The sequence below is a fragment of the Mycolicibacterium austroafricanum genome (genome assembly GCF_902705885.1).
Lineage (GTDB): Bacteria > Actinomycetota > Actinomycetes > Mycobacteriales > Mycobacteriaceae > Mycobacterium > Mycobacterium vanbaalenii_A.
Map to the genome: position 1 here is coordinate 78,487 of NZ_CACSIP010000003.1, position 26,639 is coordinate 105,125.

A 26,639-nucleotide genomic window follows, 5' to 3' on the forward strand; every position below is an offset into this window, starting at 1 on the left:
TGTGGAAGGAACGTTGATGACCTCACCGAGTGGGCCGCCTCAGGGCGCTGGAGGATATCCCGGGCAGGCGCCGGCACAGGGCTACTCCGCGGGTGCGCACGCCGCTCCGAACTCCAACGGTGGGTTGCAGCACGAGGTGCACACCCTCGAGCGGGCGATCTTCGAGGTGAAGCGGATCATCGTCGGTCAGGACCTGCTCGTCGAGCGGATGCTGGTCGGGCTGCTGGCCAAGGGCCATGTGCTGCTCGAAGGCGTCCCCGGGGTGGCCAAGACTCTCGCGGTCGAGACGTTCGCCAAGGTGGTCGGCGGCACCTTCGCCCGTATCCAGTTCACCCCTGACCTGGTGCCCACCGACATCGTCGGCACCCGGATCTACCGGGCGGGCAAGGAGGAGTTCGACATCGAACTAGGCCCCGTGGTCGTCAACTTTCTGCTCGCCGACGAGATCAACCGCGCCCCGGCCAAGGTGCAGTCCGCCCTGCTGGAGGTGATGGCCGAGCGCAAGATCTCCATCGGCGGCAAGACCTTCCCGCTGCCCAGTCCCTTCCTGGTGATGGCGACCCAGAACCCGATCGAGCAGGAGGGTGTCTATCAGCTGCCCGAGGCGCAGCGCGACCGCTTCCTGTTCAAGCTCAACGTCGGCTACCCGTCACCCGAGGAAGAGCGCGAGATCATCTACCGGATGGGCGTCAAGCCGCCCGAGGCCAAGGCGATCCTGTCCACCCAGGACCTGCAGCGCCTGCAGGACGTCGCCGCGAACACGTTCGTGCACCACGCGCTGGTCGACTACGTCGTGCGGATCGTCACCGCCACCCGCGAGCCGGAGAAGTTCGGCATGCCCGACGCCAAGGCGTGGATCGCCTACGGCGCGTCCCCGCGTGCCTCGCTGGGCATCATCGCCGCGTCCCGGGCGCTGGCGCTGATCCGTGGACGCGACTACGTGATCCCCCAGGACGTCGTCGAGGTCATCCCCGACGTGCTTCGGCACCGCCTGGTGCTGACCTACGACGCCCTCGCCGACGAAGTCTCCTCCGACACGGTCGTTAACCGCATCCTCCAGACCGTCGCCCTGCCCCAGGTGAACGCCATACCGCAGCAGGGTCATTCGGTCCCGCCCGTGGTCCCGGCTGCGGCGGCCGCAGCCGGCGGCCGCTGACCCGGTAAGCGGCCTATTACGTGACGTCTCCTTCAGGTACTTCAGGCGCCAAACCCTCCGGTCGCACCGTCGATCTGCCCTCGCTGCAGCGCGGTGAGATTCGCGACCCGGCCTTGACGGCAGCGCTGCGCAAGCTCGAGCTGACCGTCCGGCGCAAACTCGACGGGGTGCTGCACGGTGACCACCTGGGGCTTCTCCCCGGCCCGGGTTCCGAACCGGGGGAGTCGCGGATCTACCAGCCCGGTGACGACGTCCGCCGGATGGACTGGTCGGTGACGGCGCGGACCCAGGCGCCGCACGTGCGCCAGATGATCGCCGACCGTGAGTTGGAGACCTGGTTGGTCGTCGACGTGTCGGCCAGCCTGGACTTCGGCACCGCCGGTTGCGAGAAGCGTGACCTCGCCGTCGCGGCCGCGGCGTCGATCGCATTCCTCAACAGCGGCGGCGGCAACCGGCTCGGCGCGATCATCTCCAACGGCGAGACCACCCGCCGGGTGCCCGCGCTGTCGGGGCGGGTGCACGAGCAGGAACTGCTGCGCGCGATCGCCACCACGCCGCGTGCGCCGGTCGGGGTCCGCGGAGATCTGGCCGCGGCGATCGACGCGCTGCGGCGGCCGGAGCGGCGCCGCGGCATGGTGGTGATCATCAGCGACTTCCTCGGCCCTGTCGACTGGATGCGCCCGCTGCGGGCCATCGCCGGACGCCACGAGGTACTCGGCATCGAGGTGCTCGACCCTCGCGACGTCGAGTTGCCCGCCGTCGGCGATGTCGTCCTTCAGGACACCGAAACCGGCCGCACCCGCGAGTTCACCATCGACGAGCAGCTGCGAACCGACTTCGAGAAGGCCGCCGCCGCACACCGCGCCGAGGTGGCGCGCACGCTGCGGCGCTGCGGTGCGCCGTTGCTGTCCCTGCGCACCGACCGGGACTGGATTTCCGACGTGGTCAGGTTCGTCGCCGGCAGGCGTCGCGGCGCACTGGCCGGCCGATGAGCGATGCACCGACCGGCGTGAGCCAAAGAAACAACGAAATGACAAGTAGCACATGACTTTACCGTTCTTCGGACCGATGTCGCTGTCAGGCTTCGAGCACCCGTGGTTCTTCCTGTTTTTCCTGGTGATCATCGGGCTCATCGCGCTCTACGTCGTCGTGCAGCTGTCGCGCCACAGGCGGGTGCTGCGGTTCGCGAACATGGAGCTGCTGGAAAGCGTCGCCCCGAAGCGGCCGAGCCGCTGGCGGCACCTCCCGGCGACCCTGCTGATCCTGGCGCTGGTGTCGTTCACCGTCGCCATGGCGGGCCCGACGCACGACGTCCGCATCCCGCGTAACCGCGCGGTGGTGATGCTGGTCATCGACGTGTCGCAGTCGATGCGTGCGACCGATGTCGCGCCCAACAGGCTGGCTGCCGCGCAGGAGGCGGCCAAGCAGTTCGCCGATCAGCTCACCCCGGGCATCAACCTGGGTCTGATCTCCTACGCAGGCACCGCGACCGTGCTCGTCTCGCCGACCACCAACCGGGAGGCGACCAAGAACGCGATCGACAAGCTGCAGCTCGCCGACCGCACCGCGACCGGTGAGGGCATCTTCACCGCGCTGCAGGCCGTCGCCACGGTCGGGGCGGTCATCGGCGGTGGTGATGAGCCCCCACCGGCACGCATCGTGCTGATGTCTGATGGCAAGGAGACGGTGCCGTCCAATCCGGACAACCCCAAGGGCGCTTACACCGCGGCCCGGACCGCCCAGGATCAGGGCGTGCCGATCTCGACGGTGTCGTTCGGAACGCCGTACGGCTATGTCGAGATCAACGATCAGCGGCAGCCGGTCCCCGTGGACGACGAGATGCTCAAGAGGATCGCCGACCTCTCCGGAGGCGAGGCGTTCACGGCATCGAGCCTCGAGCAGCTCAAGGACGTGTTCACCAACCTCCAGGAACAGATCGGCTACGAGACCATCAAGGGCGACGCCAGCGTGGGTTGGCTGCGGCTCGGTGCGCTGGTGCTCGCCGCGTCGGCCCTGGGCGCGTTGCTGATCAACCGGCGCCTGCCCAACTGAAACATCCCCGTGTCGCTACGCTCCCGCCGGCTGTATGGCGATTTCTTACGAATGAGCGCGAGGCATTAGGTTGGCGGGCATGACTGCGGACGCTGCCACCGGAAATCCCGCCGAAACCTCTGCTGAAACCACTGGCGCCCGCCCCGCATTCGTCGCCCGTTCGGTGCTGGTCACCGGCGGAAACCGGGGCATCGGCCTGGCGATCGCGCAGCGGCTCGCCGCCGACGGCCACAAGGTGGCCGTCACCCACCGCGGATCGGGGGCGCCGGACGGCCTGTTCGGCGTGCAGTGCGACGTCACCGACAGCGAGGCCGTCGACCGCGCCTTCAAAGAGGTCGAGGAGCACCAGGGGCCGGTCGAGGTGCTGGTGTCCAACGCCGGCATCTCCCAGGACGCGTTCCTGATCCGGATGACCGAGGAGCGCTTCACCAACGTCATCAACGCCAACCTGACCGGGGCGTTCCGGGTGGCCCAGCGCGCCTCGCGCAGCATGCAGCGCAAGCGTTTCGGCCGGATCATCTTCATCGGCTCGGTGTCCGGGATGTGGGGCATCGGCAACCAGGCCAACTACGCGGCCGCGAAGGCCGGGCTGATCGGGATGGCCCGCTCGATCTCCCGGGAGCTGTCCAAGGCCGGCGTCACCGCCAACGTCGTAGCCCCCGGATACATCGACACCGAGATGACCCGCGCTCTCGACGAGCGGATCCAGGAAGGCGCACTGGAGTTCATCCCGGCCAAGCGGGTCGGGACCGCCGAGGAAGTCGCCGGCGCCGTCAGTTTCCTGGCGTCCGAGGACGCCGCGTACATCGCCGGCGCGGTGATACCGGTCGACGGCGGCATGGGTATGGGTCACTAGAACAGAAGAGATAAGGACTTTCACTGTGAAGCTTCTCGAAGGCAAGCGGATCCTCGTCACGGGGATCATCACCGACTCGTCGATCGCATTCCACATCGCCAAGGTCGCCCAGGAAGCCGGCGCCGAGTTGGTGCTCACCGGGTTCGACCGGATGAAGCTGATCCAGCGCATCGCAGACCGGTTGCCCAACCCGGCACCGCTGCTGGAACTCGACGTGCAGAACGACAAACACCTCGACACTCTGGCGGACCGGGTGACCGAGGTGATCGGCGAGGGCAACAGGCTCGACGGCGTGGTGCACTCGATCGGGTTCATGCCGCAGACCGGCATGGGCATCAACCCGTTCTTCGACGCGCCTTACGAGGATGTCGCCAAGGGCATCCACATCTCGGCCTACTCCTACGCGTCGCTGGCCAAGGCCGTGCTGCCGATCATGAACTCCGGTGGCGGCATTGTCGGCATGGACTTCGACCCCACCCGGGCGATGCCTGCCTACAACTGGATGACGGTCGCCAAGAGCGCGCTGGAATCGGTCAACCGGTTCGTCGCGCGCGAGGCCGGCAAGGTCGGAGTGCGATCGAATCTTGTTGCGGCGGGCCCGATCAGGACCCTGGCCATGAGCGCGATCGTCGGCGGCGCCCTGGGGGACGAGGCCGGCGCACAGATGCAGCTCCTCGAAGAGGGGTGGGATCAGCGCGCGCCGTTGGGCTGGAACATGAAAGATCCGACGCCGGTGGCCAAAACGGTGTGTGCGTTGCTGTCCGACTGGCTGCCGGCGACCACCGGCACCATCATCTTCGCCGACGGCGGCGCGAGCACCCAGTTGCTGTAATGGACTTTGACGCCCTGCTGTTGCTGTCGTTCGGTGGTCCGGAGGGCCCCGAGCAGGTGATGCCGTTCCTCGAGAACGTCACCCGGGGCCGGGGGATCCCCCGCGAGCGGCTGGCAGCTGTCGCCGAGCACTACCTGCACTTCGGCGGGGTGTCGCCGATCAACGGAATCAACCGGGAGCTGATCGTCGCGATCGAAGCGGAGCTGGCGCGCCGCGGCCTGGAGCTGCCGGTCTACTTCGGCAATCGCAACTGGGAGCCCTACGTCGAGGACGCGGTCGCGCAGATGCGGGACAACGGGATTCGACGTGCCGCCGTGTTCTCGACGTCGGCCTGGGGAGGCTATTCCGGCTGTACGCAATACCAGGAAGACATCGCGCGCGCACGTATGTCGGCGGGTTCCGACGCGCCGGAGTTGACCAAACTGCGCCAGTACTTCGATCACCCGCTGCTGGTCGAGATGTTCGCCGATGCCATCCGCGACGCGGCTGCCACGCTGCCCGAGGCGGTGCGCGCAGCCGCCCGGCTCGTCTTCACCGCGCATTCGATCCCGTTGCGGGCAGCCGCGCGTTGCGGTCCCGATCTCTACGAGCGCCAGGTCGGCCACACCAGCGCGCTGGTGGCCGCGGCGGCGGGATACCGCGACTACGACCAGGTTTGGCAGTCTCGGTCAGGACCGCCACAGATGCCGTGGCTGGAGCCCGACGTCGGCGATCACCTCGACTCGCTGGCGCGCGCCGGCACCGAGGCGGTGATCGTCTGCCCGGTCGGTTTTGTCGCCGACCACATCGAGGTGGTCTGGGATCTCGACAGCGAACTGGCCTCTCAGGCCGCCGATGCGGGGATCGCCTTCGCGCGGGCGTCGACGCCCAACGCGCAGCCCCGGTTCGCGCAGCTGGTGGTCGACCTGATCGATGAGATGCGCTTCGGGCGTCCGGCGGCCCGGCTCGCGGAAAGCGAGGTTCCCGGCTACGGCTGCAGTGTCAACGGGGCTCTGTGCACCCCGGCCTGCTCGGTCGACCGCTAATCGCGCCAGGCGGATCGCAGGATCGAACCGACCGCGGCCAGTCGTGCGGACCGGACCACCAAGGACAGCGGGCGTAACGCATCGCTGGCGAGTTGGACCTCCGAGGAACTCTGCAGCCCACTCGGGATGAGTCCGGCGCTGACCGTGATGATCGCGTCGACGTGCGCCGCGTTCTCCAGAACCCGCACCGCCCGGGTGGGCGCGTGGTCGGGGATCCGATGCGCCTGCGTGGATTCCAGCACCTGCTCGACGATCCTGCGCGGATCTGCGACCTCCCCGCTGGGGGCTTCGGCACGCAATGCGCCGAGCGCATCGGCAGCCGCGCGCACCGCGTCCCGCAGCGCGTACTCCGCCGCGCCGAGGTCGAGATCCTCAGGCGTCGGCAGCGTCGGCAGCGAATACACCGTCCACGACAACGCGGACAGCTCGGGTTCGAACTCGAACTCCTCGTCGTCGGGGGCGTCCGGGTACTCCAGATCCGGGACCAGCCCGATCGCCGACTCCGGCGAGCCGACCATGATCGCCTCCCCGGCGATGATGGCGTCGCGGCCGAACTGCGTCCCCGGGGGCAGCCCGCGGACGTCGCCGGGGACCGGCAACGCGAGCACGATCGAGGGTGGAGTCCCCGCCGGTCGTGCTGCGGTGCGCATCGTCTGCAGCAGGGACACCGCCCCGGCGTCATCGAGATCGGGCCACGACAGACCGGTGCGGTCGGCGGCGACCGAGTCATAGGCTGTCACCGAATGCCTTGGTGTCCACTGGGATAACGCATCAAGAACATCGTCGGGCGCGGCGGCACCGGCGAGCCAGGCATTGGCCCACACCGACAGCGAAACACTGGGACACCACATGATGCAGGCAGTGTAGTTGTTGGGTCTGGTTGTTACCTGCTGACACCGTCGGCGCCGCGCTAGGCTCGGTGTCATGCCCGTACCGCTGATCTGGCTGATCGCAGCACTGGCTCTGGCCGGAGCCGAGGTGCTCACCGGTGACCTGTTCCTGCTTATGCTCAGCGGCGGGGCGCTGGCCGCAGCCGCTTCCAGCTGGCTGCTCGCATTGCCGGTCTGGGTGGACGGGTTGGTGTTCCTGCTGGTGTCGGTCCTGCTGCTGGTCGGGGTGCGCCCGGCGATCAAGCGGCGGATGCAGTCCGGCAAGGGCCTGCTGGACCCGGCCAAGGCGCTGGAGGGCAAGAGCGCGTTGGTGCTCGACCGGGTGGCGCGCCACGAAGGTCAGGTCAAGCTCGACGGGGAGATCTGGACGGCGCGGCCGCACGTCGAGACCGATGTCTACGAAGCCGGTGACCAGGTGACCGTTGTGCACATCGACGGGGCCACCGCGGTCGTCGCCAAGATCGTCTAGAGAAGGAGTCCGTTGTGGACGGTGCTGTCGCAGGATTGGTCCTGCTGGCCGTGTTGGTGGTGTTCGCCGTGATCGTCGTGGCGAAGTCGGTGGCGCTGGTACCGCAGGCCGAGGCCGCGGTGATCGAGCGTCTGGGGCGCTACAGCAAGACGGTGTCGGGGCAGCTGACGCTGCTGTTGCCCTTCATCGACAAGATCCGAGCGCGGGTCGACCTGCGCGAGCGGGTGGTGTCGTTCCCCCCGCAGCCGGTGATCACCGAGGACAACCTGACCGTGAACATCGACACCGTCGTCTACTTCCAGGTCACCAACCCGCAGGCGGCGGTCTATCAGATCAGCAACTACATCGTCGGCGTGGAGCAACTGACCACCACCACCCTGCGCAACGTGGTGGGCGGCATGACGCTCGAACAGACGCTGACCTCTCGTGACTCGATCAACGGCCAGTTGCGGGGGGTGCTCGACGAGGCCACCAACCGATGGGGTCTGCGGGTGGCCCGAGTCGAACTGCGCAGCATCGATCCGCCGCCGTCGATCCAGGACTCGATGGAGAAGCAGATGCGCGCCGACCGGGAGAAGCGCGCGATGATCCTGACCGCCGAGGGCCACCGGGAGGCGTCCATCAAGCAGGCGGAGGGACAGAAGCAGTCCCAGATCCTGGCGGCGGAAGGCGCGAAGCAGGCGGCCATCCTCAGCGCCGAGGCCGACCGGCAGTCGCGCATGTTGCGGGCCCAGGGTGAGCGCGCCGCCTCCTACCTGCAGGCCCAGGGACAGGCCAAGGCGATCGAGAAGACCTTCGCCGCCATCAAGGCCGGACGGCCGACCCCGGAGATGCTGGCCTACCAGTACCTGCAGACGTTGCCGGAGATGGCCAAGGGCGAGGCGAACAAGGTGTGGCTGGTGCCCAGTGATTTCGGCTCCGCGCTGGAGGGCTTCACCAAGCTGCTCGGGGCCCCGGGTGAGGACGGGGTGTTCCGCTACACACCGTCGCCGGTGGAGGAGAACCTGCCCAAGCCGGAGGACGACTCGGCAGAGGTGGCCGACTGGTTCAACACCCAGACCGACCCGGAGATCGCCCAGGCCGTCGCCGAAGCGGTGGCCGAGGCACGCACACCGGTCGCCGGCCTCGACGGACCGCGGCAGTATCCGCCCCTCACGCAACAGATGCAGCCGGAAGCGACCGACTACACCAGACAACAGGCGCCGGCGCCCCGTCACGGCGGTTCGGAACAGTGACTGCGCTGACGTCGACGCGGACCTATGCGGTGCTGGCCGCCGTTCAGGCCGGCGACGCCGTGGCGTGCGCCGTGCCGATCGCACCGATCGAGAAAGCGTTCGACGACGTCGGTCTGGCGCCGGAGCTGCGGCCGCTCATCCCGTTCGTCAAGGCCGCCGCTGCCATCGGGCTGGCATCGGTGTACCGGTTTCCGGGGTTGGCCCGCCTGACGACGTTCATGCTGACCGTGTATTTCGTGCTGGCCGTCGGTGCCCACATCAGGGCCAGGGACTGGAGCCCGGGGATCGTGGCGGCGTCGTCGTTCCTCGCGCTCTACGCCACGATGACGGCCAAGGGCCCGAAGGTCAGCCGGCGCTGATCACCGGGGCGGGGGGCTCGACCGGCTCGTCGGGCCGGCGGCCCCGGCGGTCGGTCCGGACTTCGTAGATCAGCCCGGCGACGCCGAGGCTCGCCGTGCACAACGAGACCACGAACAGCAGGGGACTGACGTTGCCCGTGAGGGCGTCACCAAGGATGACGACCGCCGCGGTTCCGGGGAGCAGGCCCGCCGAGGTCGCCAGTGTGTAGGGCACCGCCCGCACCGCCGACGAGCCCGCCGCATAGTTCAGCACCGAGAACGGGACGATCGGGATCATCCGGATCGACAACACCGTCGGCCAGCCTCGGTCGGCGAGCCTGCTGTTCACCGCCTCCAGGCGCGGGTGGGTCACCAGCCGGTCCAGCTGCCAGCCCACCGCCCGCACCAGCAGCAGCGCGATGACTGCGCTGACGGTGCTGGCCAGCACCGCCAACGGCACCCCCAGATACGGACCGAAGAGCAGACCCGCTGCCAGCGTGAAGACGGTGCGCGGGAACGGGAACACCGTGACGATGATGTGCGCGGCCAGGAAAGCCAGCGGGAACCACGGGCCCACCGAGGTCGCCCAGTCCCGCAGTTGCACCGCGGTGGGCAGCGGTACGAGTGCCGCGATTGCGACGAGGATCACAATCGCGGTGAGGAGGGCGGCGAACCGACGAGGAGGAAACATCCTCAGCGTGGTGAGCACCGCCGCACGAACGGTGCGCAGCGTGCTGACGACGGAGTTCACGTCTTCCAAGGGTACGGGGCTAGACCGGAAACCGGCGCTCGGACAGGCCCGGCGGCCGCGCACGCCGGCCGGACCGGCGCACGCCGGCGTGACGCCCATCATTTAGCCTGATGGCTGTGCAGAAACCCAGCGCCGGCACTGCCGGGGGTGTAGTGGATTCCGATCTCGACCGATGGCGGTCCGCCGTGGCGGGTGTGTTGGCCAAGTCGACTCGACGTGATCCTGCCGATCTGCCTGCCGAACCGGAGCGGCTGCTGGACTCACCGACGTACGACGGCTTCCCGATCCGGCCGCTCTACACCAGCGTCGACGAACTCGCCGAGCCGGAGCTGCCGGGCCGGTGGCCGTTTGTCCGCGGCGGTGACGCGCTGCGCGATGTGAAGTCCGGATGGAAGGTCGCGGAGGTCTTCGCCGCCGAGGGATCCACCGTGGACAACGCCAACGGCTCGCTGCTGCTCGGCCTGACCGAGGGGGTCAGCGCGCTGGTGCTGAGCGTCACCGACACCGACGGCGCGGTGCGGCCCACCGATCTGGAACGGCTGCTGAACGGGGTGTTCCTCGATCTGGTCCCGGTGGTGCTGGATGTCACCGGCGACGGTCCGGCCTATCGCGTCGCCGCCGACGCACTGGTGGGCCTGCTGGCCGATCTCGACGACGACCAGCGGTCCCGGCTGTCGGTGGATCTCGGCGCCGACCCGCTCACCGCGCCGCTGGCCGGCCGTCCCGCACCCGGGTTCGACGACGTCATCGCGACCGCGCAGAAGGTCGCCGGCTACGACGGGCACGTGCGGGCCATCACGGTGGACGGACCGGTCTTCCACAACCTCGGCGCCAATGCGTCCTGGGAGCTCGGTGCGGCCGTCGCCGCCGGGGTGGCCTATCTGCGCCTGCTGGTCGAGGCGGGTCTGCCCACGGCCGCAGCTCTCGGCCAGATCAGCTTCCGGTTCGCCGCCGACGACGATCAGTTCACCACCATCGCGAAACTGCGTGCCGCCCGCCAACTCTGGGCCCGGGTGGCCGATGTCGTCGGGGAGCCGCAGGCGGGCGCGGCGACCGTGCACGCCAGCACATCGCTGGCGATGATGGCGCAGCGAGACCCCTGGGTGAACATGCTGCGCACCACGGTCGCGGCGTTCTCGGCGGGTGTCGGCGGGGCCGACACGGTTCTGGTGCACCCGTTCGACGTGGCGATCCCCGGCGGGTTTCCGGGCACCGCGCGCAGCTTCGCGCGGCGCATCGCCCGCAACACCCAGCTGTTACTGCTCGAGGAGTCCCACATCGGCCGGGTTCTCGACCCGGCGGGCGGGTCGTGGTTCGTCGAGGAGCTCACCGGCCGACTCGCCGAGCAGGCCTGGGCGCACTTCCAGGAGATCGAGGCCCGCGGCGGTTTCGCGTCGGCCGGAGAATACCTCGCCGGGCGGATCGCCGAGGTCGCCGAGCGTCGGGCCGAGGACATCGCGCGTCGGCGCACCGCGCTGACCGGCGTCAACGAGTATCCGAACCTCGCGGAAGTTCCGCTGCCGCAAGGTGATCCGCTGCCCTCGGTGCGCCGGTACGCCGCACGGTTCGAAGCGTTGCGCAACCGCTCGGACGTCCACCTGGAGAAGGCCGGCTCCCGCCCGGCGGTGCTGCTGCTGCCGCTCGGCCCGCTCGCCGAGCACAACATCCGCACCACGTTCATCTCGAACCTGCTGGCCTCCGGGGGAATCGAGGCGGTCAACCCCGGACCGTTGGAGGCCGCCGGTGTCGGCGAGGCCGTCGCCGAACTCGACGGCGCCGAGATCGCTGTCGTCTGCGGCACCGATTCCCGTTACGCGAACGAGGCTTCGGCCGTGGTCGACGCCGCGCGGCAGGCCGGTGTGCGCCACATCCTGCTGGCTGGGCCGGAGAAGGCGGTCGCGGAAGCCGACTCGAAACCCGACGGTTACCTGACCGCGAAGATCGATGCGGTCGAGGTGTTGTCGGACCTGCTGACCCGATTGGGGGCGTGACATGACCGCGACCAAACCAAGCATCGGCAGCTTCGCCGACGTCCCGCTGCGCGGGGAGCGCACGCCGGTCGCACCGACGTCCGCCGATGTCACCGAACAGGTTTCGGCCGCCGCCGCGGCGCACGGTTACACCGCCGAACAGCTCGACTGGACCACCCCCGAGGGCATCGACGTCAAACCGGTGTACATCGCCGCCGACCGCGACGAGATCGTCGGACAGGGCTATCCGCTGGGCAGCCTGCCGGGGGAGCCGCCGTTCGTGCGCGGCCCCTACCCGACGATGTACGTCAACCAGCCTTGGACGATCCGGCAGTACGCCGGGTTCTCCACCGCCGCGGAATCCAACGCGTTCTACCGGCGCAACCTGGCTGCGGGGCAGAAGGGCCTGTCGGTGGCCTTCGACCTGGCCACCCACCGGGGCTACGACTCGGATCACCCACGGGTGGCCGGGGACGTCGGGATGGCGGGCGTGGCGATCGATTCGATCCTCGACATGCGCCAGTTGTTCGACGGGATCGATCTGTCGGCGGTGAGTGTGTCGATGACGATGAACGGCGCGGTGCTGCCGATTCTCGCGCTGTACGTCGCAGCCGCCGAGGAGCAGGGAGTGCCGCCGGAGAAGCTGGCCGGGACCATCCAGAACGACATCCTCAAAGAGTTCATGGTCCGCAACACCTACATCTATCCGCCGAAGCCGTCGATGCGGATCATCTCCGACATCTTCGGATACACCAGCGTGAAGATGCCGAAGTACAACTCGATCTCCATCTCCGGCTACCACATCCAGGAGGCCGGTGCGACTGCGGACCTGGAGCTGGGGTACACGCTGGCCGACGGTGTCGAGTACCTCAAGGCCGGGCTGGACGCCGGACTGGACATCGACAAGTTCGCACCGCGGCTGTCGTTCTTCTGGGGGATCGGCATGAACTTCTTCATGGAGGTCGCCAAGCTGCGTGCCGGCCGGCTGCTGTGGAGTGAGCTCGTCGCGCAGTTCGACCCCAAGAACCCGAAATCGCGGTCGCTGCGCACCCATTCGCAGACCTCGGGCTGGTCGTTGACCGCACAGGACGCGTTCAACAACGTCGCACGCACCTGTGTCGAAGCGATGGCCGCCACCCAGGGCCACACCCAGTCGCTGCACACCAACGCGCTCGACGAGGCACTGGCGTTGCCGACCGACTTCTCGGCCCGCATCGCGCGCAACACCCAGTTGCTGCTGCAACAGGAGTCCGGAACCACCCGGCCCATCGACCCGTGGGGTGGTTCCTACTACGTCGAGTGGCTGACCCACCAGCTGGCGACCCGGGCCCGCGCACACATCCAGGAGGTCGCCGCGCACGGTGGTATGGCCCAGGCCATCGACGCCGGAATTCCCAAGCTGCGCATCGAGGAAGCTGCCGCGCGCACTCAGGCGCGCATCGACTCCGGTCAGCAGACCGTGATCGGCGTGAACCGCTACCAGGTTGACGAGGATCACGAGATCGAGGTCCTGAAGGTCGAGAACAGCCGGGTCCGGGCCGAGCAGATCGCCAAACTCGAGCGGCTGCGCGCTGACCGTGACGACACCGCGACACAGGCCGCGCTGGCCGAACTGACCCGGGCGGCAGCGGCTTCCGGGACGTCCGGCGCAGACGGGCTGGGCAACAACCTGTTGGCGCTGGCGATCGACGCGGCGCGGGCGAAGGCGACGGTCGGGGAGATCTCCGCCGCGCTGGAGAAGGTCTACGGCAGGCACCAGGCCGAGATCCGGACCATCGCCGGGGTGTATCGAGACGAGGTGGGCATGGCCAGCAATGTCAGTAGCGCCACCGAGCTGGTGGAGAAGTTCGCCGAGGCCGACGGCCGCAGACCCCGGATCCTGGTCGCCAAGATGGGTCAGGATGGTCACGACCGCGGGCAGAAGGTGATCGCCACGGCGTTCGCCGACATCGGGTTCGACGTCGACGTCGGCTCGTTGTTCTCCACTCCCGAGGAAGTGGCGCGCCAGGCCGCCGACAACGACGTGCACGTGGTCGGGGTGTCGTCGCTCGCAGCGGGCCACCTGACTCTGGTCCCCGCGCTGCGGGACGCGCTGGCCGAGGTCGGCAGACCCGACATCATGATCGTGGTCGGCGGGGTGATCCCGCCGGGTGACTTCGACGAGCTCTACGCCGCGGGCGCGACGGCCATCTTCCCCCCCGGCACCGTCATCGCCGACGCGGCGATCGGCTTGCTGGGCAAGTTGGCCGAACGCCTCGGCTACCCGCTGAACTAGATGAGCCCATCTGCCGGTGAGCTGGCCGCGGCGGTCCGCGACGGTGACCGCTCGGCGTTGGCCCGGGCGATCACCCTGGTCGAGTCCACCCGCGCCGATCACCGCCAGCAGGCTCAGGAGCTGCTGCTGGAGCTGATGCCGCAAGCGGGCAGCGCCGTGCATGTCGGCATCACCGGGGTCCCCGGGGTCGGCAAGTCGACCTGTATCGAGGCGCTCGGGATGTACCTGATCGAGCAGGGGCACCGGGTCGCGGTCCTGGCCGTGGACCCGTCGTCCACCCGCACCGGCGGCTCGATCCTGGGGGACAAGACCCGGATGGCGCGCCTGGCGGTACACGACGACGCCTACATCCGGCCTTCGCCGACATCGGGGACACTCGGTGGTGTCGCCAAGGCGACCCGCGAGACGATCGTGTTGCTGGAGGCTGCGGGCTACGACGTCATCCTGGTCGAGACGGTCGGCGTGGGCCAGTCCGAGGTGACGGTTGCCAACATGGTGGACACTTTCGTGTTCCTCACGCTGGCCCGCACGGGCGACCAACTGCAGGGGATCAAGAAAGGCGTGCTCGAACTCGCCGACATCGTGGTGGTCAACAAGGCCGATGGTGAACACGCGGTGGAGGCCAAGGCCGCCGCCCGGGAACTGGCCGGCGCCATTCGCCTGATCTATCCCCGGGAAACCCTATGGCGCCCACCGGTTCTGACACTGAGCGCGTTGCACGGCACCGGCCTGACCGAGCTCTGGGACACCGTGCTCAAGCACCGCGAGGTGCTCACCGAGGCAGGGGAATTCGACGCCCGGCGGCGTCAACAGCAGGTGGATTGGACCTGGTCGATGGTGCGCGACTCGGTGCTGGACCGGGTGCTCTCGAGCCCCGGGGTGCGGCGGATCCGCGCCGATGTGGAGCGCCAGGTCCGCGACGGCGAGCTGACTCCAGCGCTTGCTGCGCAGCAGATCATCGACGCTGCCGAGCAGCCACCGGCCCCCCGGATTTAACGAATCGATAACTCCTGGGTTCTTTGCCGCGCAGCGGAGTAAATTCAATATTGTGACGGGCGTCAACAGCCGGGAGCGCAGCGCGGCGTTCCCCGAAGGGTCCGACGGCGCTGCCCTGCCGCATGGTGTCCAGGGCGCGGCGGACCCGAATTTCGGCTGTGCGGTGCGCGCGTTCTCACAGTTGTTCCCGTGGCGGCGCTTCGGCGGCGGAGCGTTGGCCGTCTACCTCGACGGGGAGCCGGTCGTCGACGTGTGGACCGGCTGGTCCGACCGCCGGGGTGCCCGGCACTGGAATGCCGACACCGGGACCATGGTGTTCTCGGCGACCAAAGGGGTGGCCGCCACGGTCATCCACCGACTGGCCGACCGCGGCCTCATCGACTACGACGCGCCCGTCGCCGAATACTGGCCCGAGTTCGGCGCGAACGGCAAATCGACGATCACGGTCCGCGACGCGTTGCGGCACCGGGCAGGTCTGTCGCAGCTCAACGGAGCGGTCAAGGGTGATCTCGTCGATCATCTGCGAATGGAGGAGCGGCTGGCCGCGGCTCCGGTCAGTTGGCTGCACGGCAGGCCCGCCTACCACGCGCTGACGTTCGGCTGGTTGTTATCCGGGCTGGCGCGTGCGATCACCGGCAAGGGGATGCGCGAGCTGATGCGCACCGAGGTCGCCGCCCCTCTGAACACCGACGGGCTGCACCTCGGTCGGCCACCGGCGCACGCGCCGACGCACGCCGCGCAGATCATCGGTCCGCAGAGCGCGCTGCAGAACCCGATCTTCAACCTGGTCGCCCCCCGGTTGGCTGCGCTGCCCTTCTCCGGTGGATTCGGTGCGATGTACTTTCCGGGAGTCAAGGCGTTCGTGCAGGGCGACATCCCGATGCTCGACAGCGAGATCCCCGCGGCGAACGGGGTGGCCACCGCCCGTGCGCTGGCCCGCATGTACGGGGCCATCGCCAACGGCGGACGCATCGACGGAGTGCAGTTCCTGTCCAGTCAGACCGCCGCCGCACTCGTCGGCCGGCCGAGCCTGCGGCCCGACCACACCATGGTGCTGCCGTTGGCGTTCCACCTCGGCTACCACAGCCTGCCGTTCCCGGGTGTGCTTCCCGGCTTCGGCCATGTCGGCCTCGGTGGCTCGCTGGGATGGGCCGACCCGCAGTCCGGACTGGCGTTCGGTTTTGTGCACAACCGACTGCTCACCCCTTTGGTCGTCGCGGATCAGGCCGGTTTCGTGGCGACAGCGGCACTGCTGCGCCGGGGCGCGGCGCAGGCCCGCAAGAACGGCTACCGGCCGGTGCACGAGTTCGGGGCGCCGTTCGCCGACCTGACCCGGACCGCGGTCTGACTCAACTGGTGGCGCGGGTGAACCACTTGGTTTTGATCCGCCACGAATACGCCGACGTCAGCGCGAAGCCGGCGCCGCACGCGCAGGCGAAAATCCACACCAGGGTGCTGCCCTGGACGGTCTGCAGCGGCGTGACGAATGCGGTGATGATGCGCACCACGCAGGCCGCGATGCCCATCCCGCACGCGAAGAGGTAGACGTTGGCGATCGGCCGCGAGCGCGGATCGACACGCAGGATCAACAGCGCGCGCGAGCCGTAACAGAGCAGGTAGATCAGCATGCCGCAGAGCAGCAGCCAGTAGACGTTCAGCCAGATGTCGGTGGGTACGTCGAAGAAGTCGGGCCGGTAGATCGCCGCACCGTTGCCCAGCCAGAACGCCGCCAGCAGCAGCGGTATGCACAGCGTCGCCGGCCGTTCGACGAACTGCTTGAACCGCCGGTTCATGGCATGGTCCTGTTCGAGCCTGCCCAACGCGTTGTAGACCACGGCCGACGCCGCGACGATGTAGGCGTCGTGGCCGAGGTAATCCTCGAGGTTCCATTTCCCGGTCAACGAGTGGAGCCAGACCCCGAGGGTTTCGGAGGCCAGCGGTGTCATCAGCAGCACCGCGATACCCTGCAGCGCGATGTTGAGGGTGGCGGCCACCTCCCAGCGGCAGGACCAGGTGACACGACGGATCCACAGGCTCCACAGAATGCACAGGAGCGTGATCGCGATGAGTGTCGCCAAACCCATTTCGGACCTGCTTACAGGGGAGGCGCGTCGAGGCGGGGCGTCAGCTCGGAGAGCTTCGACCGCTGCCTGACGGCTGATTTTGTCGTGGTGTCCTGCAGGGTCGCGGCCGCCGAGTGGGCGGACTCGGCGGCTCTGACGTAATTCCAGACTTCCTGGCGACTCATCAAGCCGAACTGGATCTGCAGGTCGGGATAGCTGAGGGCGAACCGGTCGGCCACTCGCCGGAGCTCCTCCGCGTTCGGGTAGTCGCTCTCCTTGATTCGCCGGTAATAGGTGCTGCTGGAGACACCGAGCGCGTCGAAGAGGTCCTTGGCGTCGATCTCTCCGTCGAGGAGGTAATCGAGCAGGGCCTTGAGCTGTCTGCCGTTCTCGTCGGTGCGTGGCACCTGAACACAATAAACCGAATTCCCGGGCAGGGGCAGCCCCTCCCGGCAAACAGATGGCAGGGCCTTAATTGACACAGCCGTCACGATTTTGGGAGTGGTCTCCCAATTCTGGGACATTCGCGCTACGGTGAGCCACATGGTCGCTCCCTACATGGCCGACGAGGTCAGGCCCTTGGTCACCACTGTTGCGGCACCTCTCGAGGTGTTCGATCGCCCAGAAGTCGCGGGAAATGCCCCGCGATTCGAAATTCTGAAAACCGCACCGACGAGCGAATTCGCCGACGAGGTCGATGGAGCCGCGGAATGGCTCGGCGTACCGGTGGCGGAGATTCTGCTCGCCGCGCTGGCCCGGGCACTGGGCCGAACCCGCGGCGAAGGTGAAGTAGCCGTCGAGGTCGCCGCTGATTCGCTTCCGGCGCCCCGCGCGGTATGGCTGATCTGTTCGGACGCCCTGCCGATGGGTCCCACGGAAATGTTGCAGGGTGCCCACACCGCACTGGCTGCGGCAGCGGGTAGGGCGGCCATCCCGTGCGAGGTCCTGCTCGATGTCGCCTCCGGTAAGCACGGCTCCGGCGGTGACCACGGCCTCGAACTGCACGTATACCGCGCCGCAGGAGCGCTGCACCTCGACTGGCATTACGACGCCACGAGATTCGACGCCTACAGCGTCGAAGAGATGGCCGAACAGTTCCCGCTCGCGTTGATCGAGATCACCTCGGACGCCGCGACGCCCCTGTGAATCGCGGGTGATTCCGCAGGCCCGCTAGACTGTGGGCCAGCAGCGTCGATCCGGCCATCACCGGGGAGCTTTCGGAAGAACAGCGTGCCGCGCTCAGTAGAACCGAACGGGTGGGCCCGTCATCGCCTCCATTGAGCGGCGCACCCTGGGTGCGCAAGCGGGGTGGTACCGCGGCGCTCGCGCAACGGCGCGACGTCGTCCCCGTGCCTGAACGACTTGGCACAGGAGACGTACGCACGTGACCGCCTACCCGAAGCCGGGCGCCGGAGCGCCCAAATTCCCGGCGCTGGAAGCCGAGGTGCTCGAGTACTGGGCGAGCGACAACACCTTCCGCGCGAGCATCGACCGCCGCGACGACGCACCGGAGTACGTGTTCTACGACGGGCCGCCGTTCGCCAACGGACTTCCGCACTACGGGCACCTGCTCACCGGCTACGTCAAGGACATCGTGCCGCGGTACCGCACCATGCGCGGCTACAAGGTCGAACGCCGCTTCGGCTGGGACACCCACGGTCTGCCCGCAGAGCTCGAGGTGCAGCGCCAACTCGGCATCACCGACAAGGCCCAGATCGAGCAGATGGGCATCGAGAAGTTCAACGACGCCTGCCGGGCGTCGGTGCTCAAGTACACCGGTGAGTGGCGGTCCTACGTCACCCGCCAGGCGCGCTGGGTCGACTTCGACAACGACTACAAGACACTGGATCTCGGCTTCATGGAGTCGGTGATCTGGGCCTTCAAACAGCTGTGGGACAAGGGCCTTGCCTATCAGGGCAACCGGGTGCTGCCCTACTGCTGGAACGACGAGACGCCGCTGTCGAGCCACGAGCTGCGGATGGACGACGACGTCTATCAGAGCCGGCAGGATCCGGCGCTCACGGTGGGTTTCCGCATCGCAGGGGGCCCGGCCGACTTGATCGGCGCCCACCTGTTGATCTGGACGACGACACCGTGGACGCTGCCGTCCAACCAGGCCGTCGCGGTCAACCCCGACGTCGACTACGTCGTCGTCGAAGCGCCCGACGGTCGGCGCTACGTGCTGGCCGCCGCCCGCCTGGGAGCGTACGCCCGGGAACTCGGCGAGGAGCCGCAGATCGTGGCCGGCTACTCGGGACGGGACCTGCTCGGCGTGCGCTACGTCCCGCCGTTTCCGTATTTCATGGACTCGGACAACGCGTTTTGCGTACTGCCCGCCGACTTCGTCAGCACCGAGGACGGCACCGGGCTGGTCCACATGGCGCCGGCCTACGGCGAGGACGACATGGCCACCGCGCTGACGGCCGACATCGAGGCGGTCACCCCCGTCGACGCCAAGGGACGTTTCGACAGCACTGTGCCCGACTACGCGGGTCAGCACGTGTTCGACGCGAACCCGCAGATCATCCGGGATCTGAAGAACGGGTCCGGGGCAGCGGCGCACAACGGCTCCGTGCTGCTGCGCCACGACACCTACGAGCACTCCTACCCACACTGCTGGCGATGCCGGAACCCGCTGATCTACCGGGCGGTTTCGTCATGGTTCATCAAGGTCTCCCAGATCCGGGACCGGATGGTCGAGCTCAACGCAGAGATCACCTGGTACCCCGAACACGTCAAGGAGGGGCAGTTCGGAAAGTGGCTGCAGGGCGCACGCGACTGGTCCATCTCGCGAAACCGCTACTGGGGCACCCCGATCCCGGTGTGGATGTCCGACGACCCGGCCTGCCCTAGGGTCGACGTCTACGGCAGCCTCGATGAACTCGAACGTGATTTCGGGGTGCGCCCGACCAATCTGCACCGGCCCTACATCGACGAACTGACCCGGCCCAACCCCGACGATCCGACCGGGCGTTCGACGATGCGGCGAATCGAGGACGTCCTCGACGTCTGGTTCGACTCCGGGTCGATGCCGTACGCCCAGGTGCACTACCCGTTCGAGAACCGGAGCTGGTTCGACGGAATCGATTCCGCCGACCCTGACAAGCAGGTCGTCGGGCACTTCCCCGGCGATTTCATCGTCGAGTACATCGGCCAGACCCGTGGCTGGTTCTACACGCTGCACGTCCTGGCCACCGCGCTGTTCGACCGCCCGGCGTTCAAGACCTGTGTCTCGCACGGGATCGTGCTGGGCAATGACGGGCAGAAGATGAGCAAGTCACTGCGCAACTACCCGGACGTGACCGAGGTGTTCGACCGCGACGGCTCGGACGCGATGCGCTGGTTCCTGATGGCATCGCCGATCCTGCGGGGCGGCAACCTCATCGTGACCGAGCAGGGCATCCGCGAAGGTGTGCGCCAAGTGCTGCTGCCGCTGTGGAACGCCTACACCTTCCTGGCGCTCTATGCGCCCGAGAAGGGCACCTGGCGCACCGATTCCACGCATGTGCTGGACCGCTACATCCTGGCCAAGCTGGCCGCCCTGCGCGACGAACTGACCGCGTCGCTGGACGTCTGCGACATCTCGGTGGCGTGCGACCAGCTCCGGCAGTTCACCGAGGCCCTCACCAACTGGTACGTCCGGCGTTCGCGTACCCGGTTCTGGGAGGAGGATCGCGACGCGATCGACACGTTGCACACCGTGCTCGAGGTGACCAGCCGGCTGGCCGCTCCGCTACTGCCGCTGATCTGCGAGGTGATCTGGCGAGGGCTCACCGGTGAGCGTTCGGTGCACCTGACGGACTGGCCCGAGGCCGGCGTGCTGCCCGCCGATCCGCGACTGGTCGCCGATATGGACCTGGTCCGTGAGGTGGCCTCGACGGGATCTTCGCTGCGCAAGGCCAAGAAGCTCCGGGTCCGGCTGCCGCTGCCGAAACTGACTGTGGCACTGGACAAAGCGGTTGACCCGTCCGCGCTTGCCCCCTACCGGGACCTCATCGCCGACGAACTCAACGTCAAAGCCGTCGAGCTCACCGACGACATCGCCGCCCACGGCCGGTTCGAGCTCGCGGTGAACGCCCGCGTCGCCGGTCCGCGCATCGGCAAGGACGTGCAGGCGGCGATCAAGGCGGTCAAGGCGGGGGAGGGTGTGCTCAGAAGCGACGGCACCCTGGAGGCCGGGCCCGCGGTCCTTCTCCCCGAGGAATTCAGCTCCAAGTTGGTGGCCGCCGACCCCGATTGGACGGCGGCCCTGCCCGACGGAGCCGGTCTGGTGGTGCTGGACGGGACCGTCACCCCGGAGTTGGAGGCCGAGGGCTGGGCCAAGGACCGCATCCGCGAGCTGCAGGAGTTGCGCAAGTCCAGCGGCCTCGACGTGTCCGACCGGATCTCGGTGGTGCTGTCGGTGCCTGGTGAGCAAGAGGATTGGGCGCGCGCACACCGCGACCTGATCGCGCGCGAGATCCTGGCGACCAGCTTCGAGTTCGGTGAGCCCGACGGTTTCGAGGAGATCGGCGATGGTGTCCGGGTGGCGATCGCCAAGGCGTGACCTGAACGCCCAACGTGCAGCCACGGTCGTGATTACGCCTCGATCGCGACCGTGAGTGCACGCTCGCGGGCAACCCTGGGCCTCAGCCTGCCGTGACCCGGGCACCACGGCCGTCGAAGACGACGACGTCACCGCCCCGCAGTTGCCTGCCGCGGCGGGTTTCGACGTCGCCGTTGACCCTGACCAGACCGTCGGAGATCACCGACTTGGCATCGGCTCCGGAGTCGATGAGGCCGGCCAGCTTGAGGAACTGGCCGAGGCGGATCGAGGCATCCCGGATCGGGACGTCGGAAGCCGCACCGTCCGGGTGTGCCATGCAGGTAAGGCTATCCCGCACCGCATAGCATCGACAGGTGTGGGCGCGCGATGGGTGCTGCACCTGGACATGGATGCGTTTTTCGCGTCGGTGGAACAGCTGACCCGGCCCACTCTTCGGGGTCGTCCGGTCCTGGTGGGCGGTCTCGGCGGTCGCGGTGTGGTGGCCGGCGCCAGCTACGAATCGAGGGTCTACGGTGCCCGGTCGGCGATGCCGATGCATCAGGCGCGCAGGCTCGTCGGCGCCGGGGCAGTGGTGTTGCCGCCGCGCGGTGTGGTGTACGGCCTCGCCAGCCGCCGCGTCTTCGAGACGGTGCGCACGATGGTGCCGGTGCTCGAGCAGCTGTCGTACGACGAGGCGTTCGGCGAGCCCACCGAGCTGGCCGGTGCTCCGAGCGCCGAGGTGGCGTCGTTCTGCGAGGCGCTACGGGCGGAGGTGACCGCCGTGACCGGTCTGGTCGCCTCGGTCGGTGCGGGCTCGGGTAAGCAGATCGCCAAGATCGCCTCGGGTCTGGCAAAACCCGACGGCATCACGGTGGTGGCCCGCGACGAGGAACACGCGCTGCTCGACGGGCTGCCCGTGCGCAAGCTCTGGGGCATCGGGCCGGTGGCCGAGGAGAAGCTGCACCGGCTCGGCATCGAGACGATCGGCGGTTTCTCGGCGCTGTCGGACGCCGAGGTCGCCAATATTCTCGGCCCGACGGTGGGCCCGGCGCTGCACCGGCTGGCGCGCGGCATCGACGATCGGCCGGTGGCCGAGAACGCACCGGCGAAACAGATCAGCGCCGAGTCGACGTTTCCCGAAGATCTGACCACTCTTGATCAGCTCCGCGACGCGGCCGCACCGATCGGCGAGCACGCCCACCGCCGCCTGCTGAAGGACGGCCGGGGCGCCCGCACCGTGACCGTCAAGCTGAAGAAGTCCGACATGAGCACGCTGACCAGGTCGGCGACCCTGCCCTACGCGACCACCGACGCCGCGACGCTGAACGCCACCGCGCGCAGACTGCTCCTCGATCCGGTCGAGATCGGCCCGATCCGCCTTGTCGGAGTCGGCTTTTCCGGTCTGTCCGAGGTTCAACAGGAGTCGCTGTTCCCCGATCTGGAGTTGATGGCGACCGAGGCGGTGGCGCGCATCGGTCTGCCGGAGCCGCTAGTCGAGGCCGGACCCACCGCGCCGGCGTGGCGGGTCGGCGACGATGTGGCGCACACCGAGTTCGGGCACGGCTGGGTCCAGGGCGCCGGCCACGGCGTCGTGACCGTGCGCTTCGAGACGCGCAGCTCCGGCCCCGGGCAGGCGCGGACCTTCGCCGGCGACGATCCCGCCCTGGCCCGGGCCAATCCGGTGGACAGCCTGGACTGGCCGGACTTCGTCGCCGAGCTCAATCGCTCCCAGCACGCGGGTTGACCTGAGCGGGGCCGGTCAGCCCCAACGCTCGAACGTCGCAGGCACCGGCGAGCCGGCGGCGAGCGCGGCCATCAGCAGCACCCGTGCCTGCGGGGGACCGAGCCGCGGCGCCGGGAACGCTCCGGCGTCGGCCAGCGCCCGTCCCGGGCCGTAACCGGGGCTGACGCGGCCACCGGGAACGCGGGTCGACACCGCGACCGCCACGCCGTTGCGGCAGTGTCGCCGCACCCCGTCGATCAGCGCCGCGCCGGCATTACCGGAACCGAGAGCCTGCAGCACGATGCCGCGGGCGCCGGCCGCGACGCACGCGTCGAGGGCGGCGGTGTCAGCACCGGGGTAGGCCACGACGATGTCCACCCGCGGTGCGTCCGCGGCCGCCAGGTCACCGAGGAACGGGCGGTTCTTGACCGGTCCGAGCGCCCGGCCGGCGAACGCCTGCAGCTCGCCGGTGGCGACCTTGCGCAGGCCCAGCGGCTCGAACACGGTGCCCGCGAAACTCACCACGACACCCCGGCCGCGGGCCTGCGGACCGGCGGCGACCGCGAGCGCGTCGCGCAGGTTGGCCGGGCCGTCGGCGTCGACCGCGTCGGCGCTGCGCTGGGCGCCCGTCAGCACCACCGGCGCCTCACCGCGGTAGGTGAGGTCCAGCCACAGCGCGGTCTCCTCCATCGTGTCGGTGCCGTGTGTCACCACGATCCCGTCGGCACCGTCGGTGACCGCAGCAGACCGGATCGCCGCGGCGATCCGGTCCCAGTCCGCCGGGGTCAGCTGTGAGCTGTCCAGCGACATGGCGTCGACGACCTCGACGTCGAGTCCTTCGGTGAGGTCGGCTCCGGTGAGGGTGGGGCGGAGTACGGCGTCGGCGTCCGCACTGGTCGAGATCGTCCCACCGGTGGCTATGACGACGAGGCGAGGCATGGGTGGAATTGTTACCCACCGGCTCTTTGCGATGATGGTGGGCGTGACTGATGAATCATCGAGCCCCGCCGAATCCGCGGCCGGGGACGAGCCGGCCCAGCCGTCTCCGCCACGCCGGCTGCGCCTGCTGCTCTCCGTGGCGGCGGTGGTGCTCGTGCTGGACATCGTCACCAAGGTGCTGGCGGTGCGGCTGCTGACGCCGGGCCAGCCGGTGTCGATCATCGGTGACACCGTCACGTGGACGTTGGTGCGCAACTCGGGTGCGGCGTTCTCGATGGCCACCGGTTACACGTGGGTGCTCACCCTGGTCGCGACCGGCGTGGTCTTCGGGATCATCTGGATGGGACGCAGGCTGGTGTCTCCGTGGTGGGCGATCGGTCTGGGGCTGATCCTCGGCGGCGCGATGGGAAATCTGGTGGACCGGTTCTTCCGCTCACCTGGACCGCTGCGCGGCCACGTCGTCGACTTCCTGTCCATCGGCTGGTGGCCGGTGTTCAATGTCGCCGACCCCTCGGTGGTGGGCGGGGCGATCCTGCTGGTGGTGTTGTCGCTGTTCGGATTCGACTTCGACACCGTCGGGAGGCGCCAGCCGGACGGCGGCGAGGGCACCGTCGGGAGGCGCCAGCCGGACGGCGGCGAGGGCACCGTCGGGAGGCGCCAGCCCGAAACCGAGCCCGAAACCTGATGACCACACGGTCGATGCCGGTTCCGGAAGGACTGGCGGGGATGCGGGTGGACGCCGGCCTGGCCCGGCTGCTCGGGCTGTCGCGCACCGCGGCGGCGGCGCTGGCCGAAGAGGGCGATGTCGAACTCGACGGCGCCCCGGCGGGCAAGTCGGACAAGCTGACCGCGGGCGCGTGGTTGGAGGTGCGACTGCCTGCGCCGCCGGCCCCGGTGGAGAACACCCCGGTCGACATCGACGGGATGTCGGTGCTGTATGCCGACGACGACATCGTGGCGGTCGACAAGCCTCCGGGGGTGGCTGCGCACGCCACCGTCGGCTGGCGCGGTCCGACCGTGCTGGGCGGTCTGGCGGCGGCCGGCTTCCGCATCAGCACCTCGGGCATCCACGAGCGTCAGGGCATCGTGCACCGACTGGACGTCGGCACGTCCGGGGTGATGGTGGTGGCCCTGTCCGAGCGGGCGTACACCGCGCTCAAGCGGGCATTCAAACAGCGCACCGTGGAGAAGCGGTATCACGCCCTGGTGCAGGGGCATCCGGACCCTTCCAGTGGCACCATCGATGCGCCGATCGGCCGCCACCGCGGCCACGACTGGAAGTTCGCGGTCGTCGACGGCGGCCGGCACAGCGTCACCCACTACGACACGCTGGAGGCGCATCAGGCTGCGAGCCTGCTCGACATCCACCTCGAGACCGGGCGCACCCACCAGATCCGGGTGCACTTCGCCGCACTGCACCACCCGTGCTGTGGTGATCTCACCTACGGTGCCGACCCGAACCTGGCCAGGAAGCTGGCGCTGGAGCGGCAGTGGCTGCACGCCAGATCTCTGGCGTTTGTGCACCCTGCCGACGGGCGCCGAGTCGAGATCACCAGCCCGTACCCGGCTGACCTGCAGCATGCGCTGGACATCCTGCGCAATCACGACCTGTGAGATCCGGGCTGCTGTTCGGTGTCGGGGCCTACGGCATGTGGGGGCTGTTCCCGGCTTTTTTCCCGCTGCTGAAACCTGCGGGCGCGGTCGAAGTGCTGGCCCACCGGATCATCTGGAGCTTCGTCCTGATGCTCGTGGTGGTCGCCGCCGTGCGCCGGCTGCGTGACCTCAGGGCGATCAACAGACGGACCTGGCTGTTGTTGGCGGCCGCCTCGGCCCTCATCTCGGTCAACTGGGTGATCTACGTCTACGCGGTGAACAACGGCCACGTCGTCGACGCCGCGCTCGGATACTTCATCAACCCGCTGGTCTCGATCGCGCTCGGACTGCTGATCTTCCGGGAGAGGCTGAACCGGTGGCAGTTCAGCGCGCTGGCGATCGCGGTCGTCGCCGTGGTGGTGCTCACGGTGAACGTGGGCGCGCCGCCGGTGATCGGTCTCGGTCTTGCGCTGTCCTTCGGCCTCTACGGTGCAGTGAAGAAGCTGGTGCCCACCGACCCCAGGGTCAGCGTCGGCGTGGAAGCCGCCATAGCCGCGCCGATCGCGGTGGGGTACGTGGTGGTCCTGCAGGTCACGGGTCAGGGAACGTTCACCGGCCACGGTGCCGGGCACGCCGGGTTGATGGTGCTATCGGGCGTGCTCACGGCGCTGCCGTTGTTGCTGTTCGCCGCAGCAGCCCAACGGCTCGCGATGGTTTCGCTTGGTCTGCTGTTCTACATGACCCCCGCCATGCAGCTGACATGGGGAGTGCTGGTCGGCCACGAACCGATGCCGCCCGCGCGCTGGTTCGGGTTCGCGTTGATCTGGGTGGCGCTGGCGGTGTTCACCGTCGATGCGGTGCGCCGCGCGCGTGTCATGCGGCGGGCTGCCGAGCCGTCCTCGGTGTGACATTTGCGAAAGTGCCGATTGACCCGTTATCAGCTATGCAATA

25 protein-coding genes are annotated in these 26,639 nt (G+C 68.6%); 19 read left to right on the top strand and 6 right to left on the bottom strand.

Annotation, left to right across the window (positions count from 1 at the left end):
* The first annotated feature begins 16 nt into the window (after nt 1-16).
* The 6 genes from moxR1 to BEMPMBAN_RS03865 all read left to right on the top strand — a co-directional run bounded on the left by moxR1 (nt 17) and on the right by BEMPMBAN_RS03865 (nt 5,921).
* A complete protein-coding gene (gene moxR1 / locus BEMPMBAN_RS03840; protein ID WP_159229059.1) occupies nt 17-1,156 on the top strand; it encodes a chaperone MoxR1 in 1,140 nt (379 codons plus the stop codon).
* Nucleotides 1,157-1,239: 83 nt separating this feature from the next.
* A complete protein-coding gene (locus tag BEMPMBAN_RS03845) occupies nt 1,240-2,148 on the top strand; it encodes a DUF58 domain-containing protein (RefSeq protein ID WP_159229149.1) in 909 nt (302 codons plus the stop codon).
* 52 nt (nt 2,149-2,200) lie between these two features.
* Nucleotides 2,201-3,208: a VWA domain-containing protein gene (locus BEMPMBAN_RS03850; RefSeq protein WP_159229060.1), complete on the top strand. Its 1,008-nt coding sequence runs from the start codon at nt 2,201-2,203 to the stop codon at nt 3,206-3,208.
* A 79-nt stretch (nt 3,209-3,287) separates the two neighbouring features.
* Nucleotides 3,288-4,064: a 3-oxoacyl-ACP reductase FabG1 gene (gene fabG1 / locus BEMPMBAN_RS03855; protein ID WP_159229061.1), complete on the top strand. Its 777-nt coding sequence runs from the start codon at nt 3,288-3,290 to the stop codon at nt 4,062-4,064.
* 25 nt (nt 4,065-4,089) lie between these two features.
* Entirely contained in the window at nt 4,090-4,896 is an 807-nt protein-coding gene (gene inhA / locus BEMPMBAN_RS03860) for an NADH-dependent enoyl-ACP reductase InhA (protein ID WP_159229062.1), read from the top strand.
* Nucleotides 4,896-5,921 (top strand): ferrochelatase, encoded by a 1,026-nt coding sequence (locus BEMPMBAN_RS03865; protein ID WP_159229063.1) that lies wholly within the window; start codon nt 4,896-4,898, stop codon nt 5,919-5,921. The genes inhA and BEMPMBAN_RS03865 overlap by 1 nt, the downstream gene beginning before the upstream one ends.
* Here the strand turns inward: BEMPMBAN_RS03865 and BEMPMBAN_RS03870 are convergent.
* A complete protein-coding gene (locus BEMPMBAN_RS03870; RefSeq protein WP_159229064.1) occupies nt 5,918-6,772 on the bottom strand; it encodes an Rv1486c family protein in 855 nt (284 codons plus the stop codon). The two genes, BEMPMBAN_RS03865 and BEMPMBAN_RS03870, sit on opposite strands and share 4 nt — an antisense overlap.
* A 73-nt stretch (nt 6,773-6,845) precedes the next feature.
* On the opposite strand from BEMPMBAN_RS03870, the gene BEMPMBAN_RS03875 reads away from it, so the two are divergent.
* The 3 genes from BEMPMBAN_RS03875 to BEMPMBAN_RS03885 are packed head-to-tail and all read left to right on the top strand — an operon-like array spanning nt 6,846 to nt 8,874.
* Nucleotides 6,846-7,280 (top strand): NfeD family protein, encoded by a 435-nt coding sequence (locus BEMPMBAN_RS03875; protein ID WP_159229065.1) that lies wholly within the window; start codon nt 6,846-6,848, stop codon nt 7,278-7,280.
* Between the two features lie 14 nt (nt 7,281-7,294).
* Nucleotides 7,295-8,515 (top strand): SPFH domain-containing protein, encoded by a 1,221-nt coding sequence (locus BEMPMBAN_RS03880; protein ID WP_159229066.1) that lies wholly within the window; start codon nt 7,295-7,297, stop codon nt 8,513-8,515.
* Nucleotides 8,512-8,874 carry a DoxX family protein gene (locus BEMPMBAN_RS03885; protein WP_159229067.1) on the top strand — a complete coding sequence of 121 codons (363 nt, stop codon included), beginning with the start codon at nt 8,512-8,514 and terminating at the stop codon, nt 8,872-8,874. The genes BEMPMBAN_RS03880 and BEMPMBAN_RS03885 overlap by 4 nt, the downstream gene beginning before the upstream one ends.
* Here BEMPMBAN_RS03885 and BEMPMBAN_RS03890 read toward each other — a convergent pair.
* Entirely contained in the window at nt 8,861-9,604 is a 744-nt protein-coding gene (locus BEMPMBAN_RS03890; RefSeq protein WP_200845864.1) for a TVP38/TMEM64 family protein, read from the bottom strand. The genes BEMPMBAN_RS03885 and BEMPMBAN_RS03890 overlap by 14 nt on opposite strands.
* 110 nt (nt 9,605-9,714) lie before the next feature.
* On the opposite strand from BEMPMBAN_RS03890, the gene mutA reads away from it, so the two are divergent.
* Genes mutA through lipL form a run of 4 tightly spaced genes read left to right on the top strand, consistent with a single transcriptional unit; the run spans nt 9,715 to nt 16,193 of the window.
* Complete coding sequence (gene mutA, locus BEMPMBAN_RS03895) at nt 9,715-11,595, top strand: methylmalonyl-CoA mutase small subunit (protein ID WP_159229069.1); 1,881 nt, start codon at nt 9,715-9,717, stop codon at nt 11,593-11,595.
* Nucleotide 11,596: 1 nt separating this feature from the next.
* Nucleotides 11,597-13,849, top strand: a complete 2,253-nt coding sequence (gene scpA / locus BEMPMBAN_RS03900) for a methylmalonyl-CoA mutase (protein WP_159229070.1) — start codon at nt 11,597-11,599, stop codon at nt 13,847-13,849.
* A complete protein-coding gene (gene meaB / locus BEMPMBAN_RS03905; RefSeq protein WP_159229071.1) occupies nt 13,850-14,845 on the top strand; it encodes a methylmalonyl Co-A mutase-associated GTPase MeaB in 996 nt (331 codons plus the stop codon). It begins immediately after the preceding gene.
* Between the two features lie 52 nt (nt 14,846-14,897).
* On the top strand, nt 14,898-16,193 hold the full coding sequence (gene lipL / locus BEMPMBAN_RS03910; protein WP_159229072.1) for an esterase/beta-lactamase LipL: 1,296 nt from the start codon (nt 14,898-14,900) through the stop codon (nt 16,191-16,193).
* 1 nt (nt 16,194) lies between these two features.
* On the opposite strand, the gene BEMPMBAN_RS03915 is transcribed toward lipL, so the two are convergent.
* Nucleotides 16,195-16,929: a hypothetical protein gene (locus tag BEMPMBAN_RS03915; RefSeq protein ID WP_159229073.1), complete on the bottom strand. Its 735-nt coding sequence runs from the start codon at nt 16,927-16,929 to the stop codon at nt 16,195-16,197.
* 11 nt (nt 16,930-16,940) lie between these two features.
* Nucleotides 16,941-17,315, bottom strand: a complete 375-nt coding sequence (locus BEMPMBAN_RS03920; RefSeq protein WP_159229074.1) for an XRE family transcriptional regulator — start codon at nt 17,313-17,315, stop codon at nt 16,941-16,943.
* Between the two features lie 136 nt (nt 17,316-17,451).
* On the opposite strand from BEMPMBAN_RS03920, the gene BEMPMBAN_RS03925 reads away from it, so the two are divergent.
* Both BEMPMBAN_RS03925 and ileS read left to right on the top strand, forming a co-directional pair.
* Nucleotides 17,452-18,054, top strand: a complete 603-nt coding sequence (locus tag BEMPMBAN_RS03925; protein WP_159229075.1) for a hypothetical protein — start codon at nt 17,452-17,454, stop codon at nt 18,052-18,054.
* Nucleotides 18,055-18,292: 238 nt separating this feature from the next.
* Nucleotides 18,293-21,454, top strand: coding sequence for an isoleucine--tRNA ligase (ileS, locus tag BEMPMBAN_RS03930; protein WP_159229076.1), 3,162 nt, complete (start codon nt 18,293-18,295; stop codon nt 21,452-21,454).
* Between the two features lie 82 nt (nt 21,455-21,536).
* Here the strand turns inward: ileS and BEMPMBAN_RS03935 are convergent, their stop codons facing one another.
* The gene (locus BEMPMBAN_RS03935; RefSeq protein ID WP_159229077.1) at nt 21,537-21,770 is read right to left on the bottom strand and encodes an RNA-binding S4 domain-containing protein; all 234 of its coding nucleotides are present in this window, start codon (nt 21,768-21,770) and stop codon (nt 21,537-21,539) included.
* A 69-nt stretch (nt 21,771-21,839) separates the two neighbouring features.
* Between BEMPMBAN_RS03935 and BEMPMBAN_RS03940 the strand changes: the two genes are divergently transcribed.
* Entirely contained in the window at nt 21,840-23,177 is a 1,338-nt protein-coding gene (locus tag BEMPMBAN_RS03940; RefSeq protein ID WP_425294926.1) for a DNA polymerase IV, read from the top strand.
* A 15-nt stretch (nt 23,178-23,192) separates the two neighbouring features.
* On the opposite strand, the gene BEMPMBAN_RS03945 is transcribed toward BEMPMBAN_RS03940, so the two are convergent.
* Nucleotides 23,193-24,095: an asparaginase gene (locus tag BEMPMBAN_RS03945; protein ID WP_159229079.1), complete on the bottom strand. Its 903-nt coding sequence runs from the start codon at nt 24,093-24,095 to the stop codon at nt 23,193-23,195.
* 43 nt (nt 24,096-24,138) lie between these two features.
* Between BEMPMBAN_RS03945 and lspA the strand changes: the two genes are divergently transcribed.
* The 3 genes from lspA to rarD are packed head-to-tail and all read left to right on the top strand — an operon-like array spanning nt 24,139 to nt 26,596.
* A complete protein-coding gene (gene lspA, locus BEMPMBAN_RS03950; RefSeq protein WP_159229080.1) occupies nt 24,139-24,780 on the top strand; it encodes a signal peptidase II in 642 nt (213 codons plus the stop codon).
* Nucleotides 24,780-25,709: an RluA family pseudouridine synthase gene (locus BEMPMBAN_RS03955; RefSeq protein WP_159229081.1), complete on the top strand. Its 930-nt coding sequence runs from the start codon at nt 24,780-24,782 to the stop codon at nt 25,707-25,709. Before lspA ends, BEMPMBAN_RS03955 begins: the two co-directional genes overlap by 1 nt.
* Nucleotides 25,706-26,596 carry an EamA family transporter RarD gene (rarD, locus tag BEMPMBAN_RS03960; RefSeq protein WP_159229082.1) on the top strand — a complete coding sequence of 297 codons (891 nt, stop codon included), beginning with the start codon at nt 25,706-25,708 and terminating at the stop codon, nt 26,594-26,596. Before BEMPMBAN_RS03955 ends, rarD begins: the two co-directional genes overlap by 4 nt.
* The last annotated feature ends 43 nt before the right edge of the window (nt 26,597-26,639 follow it).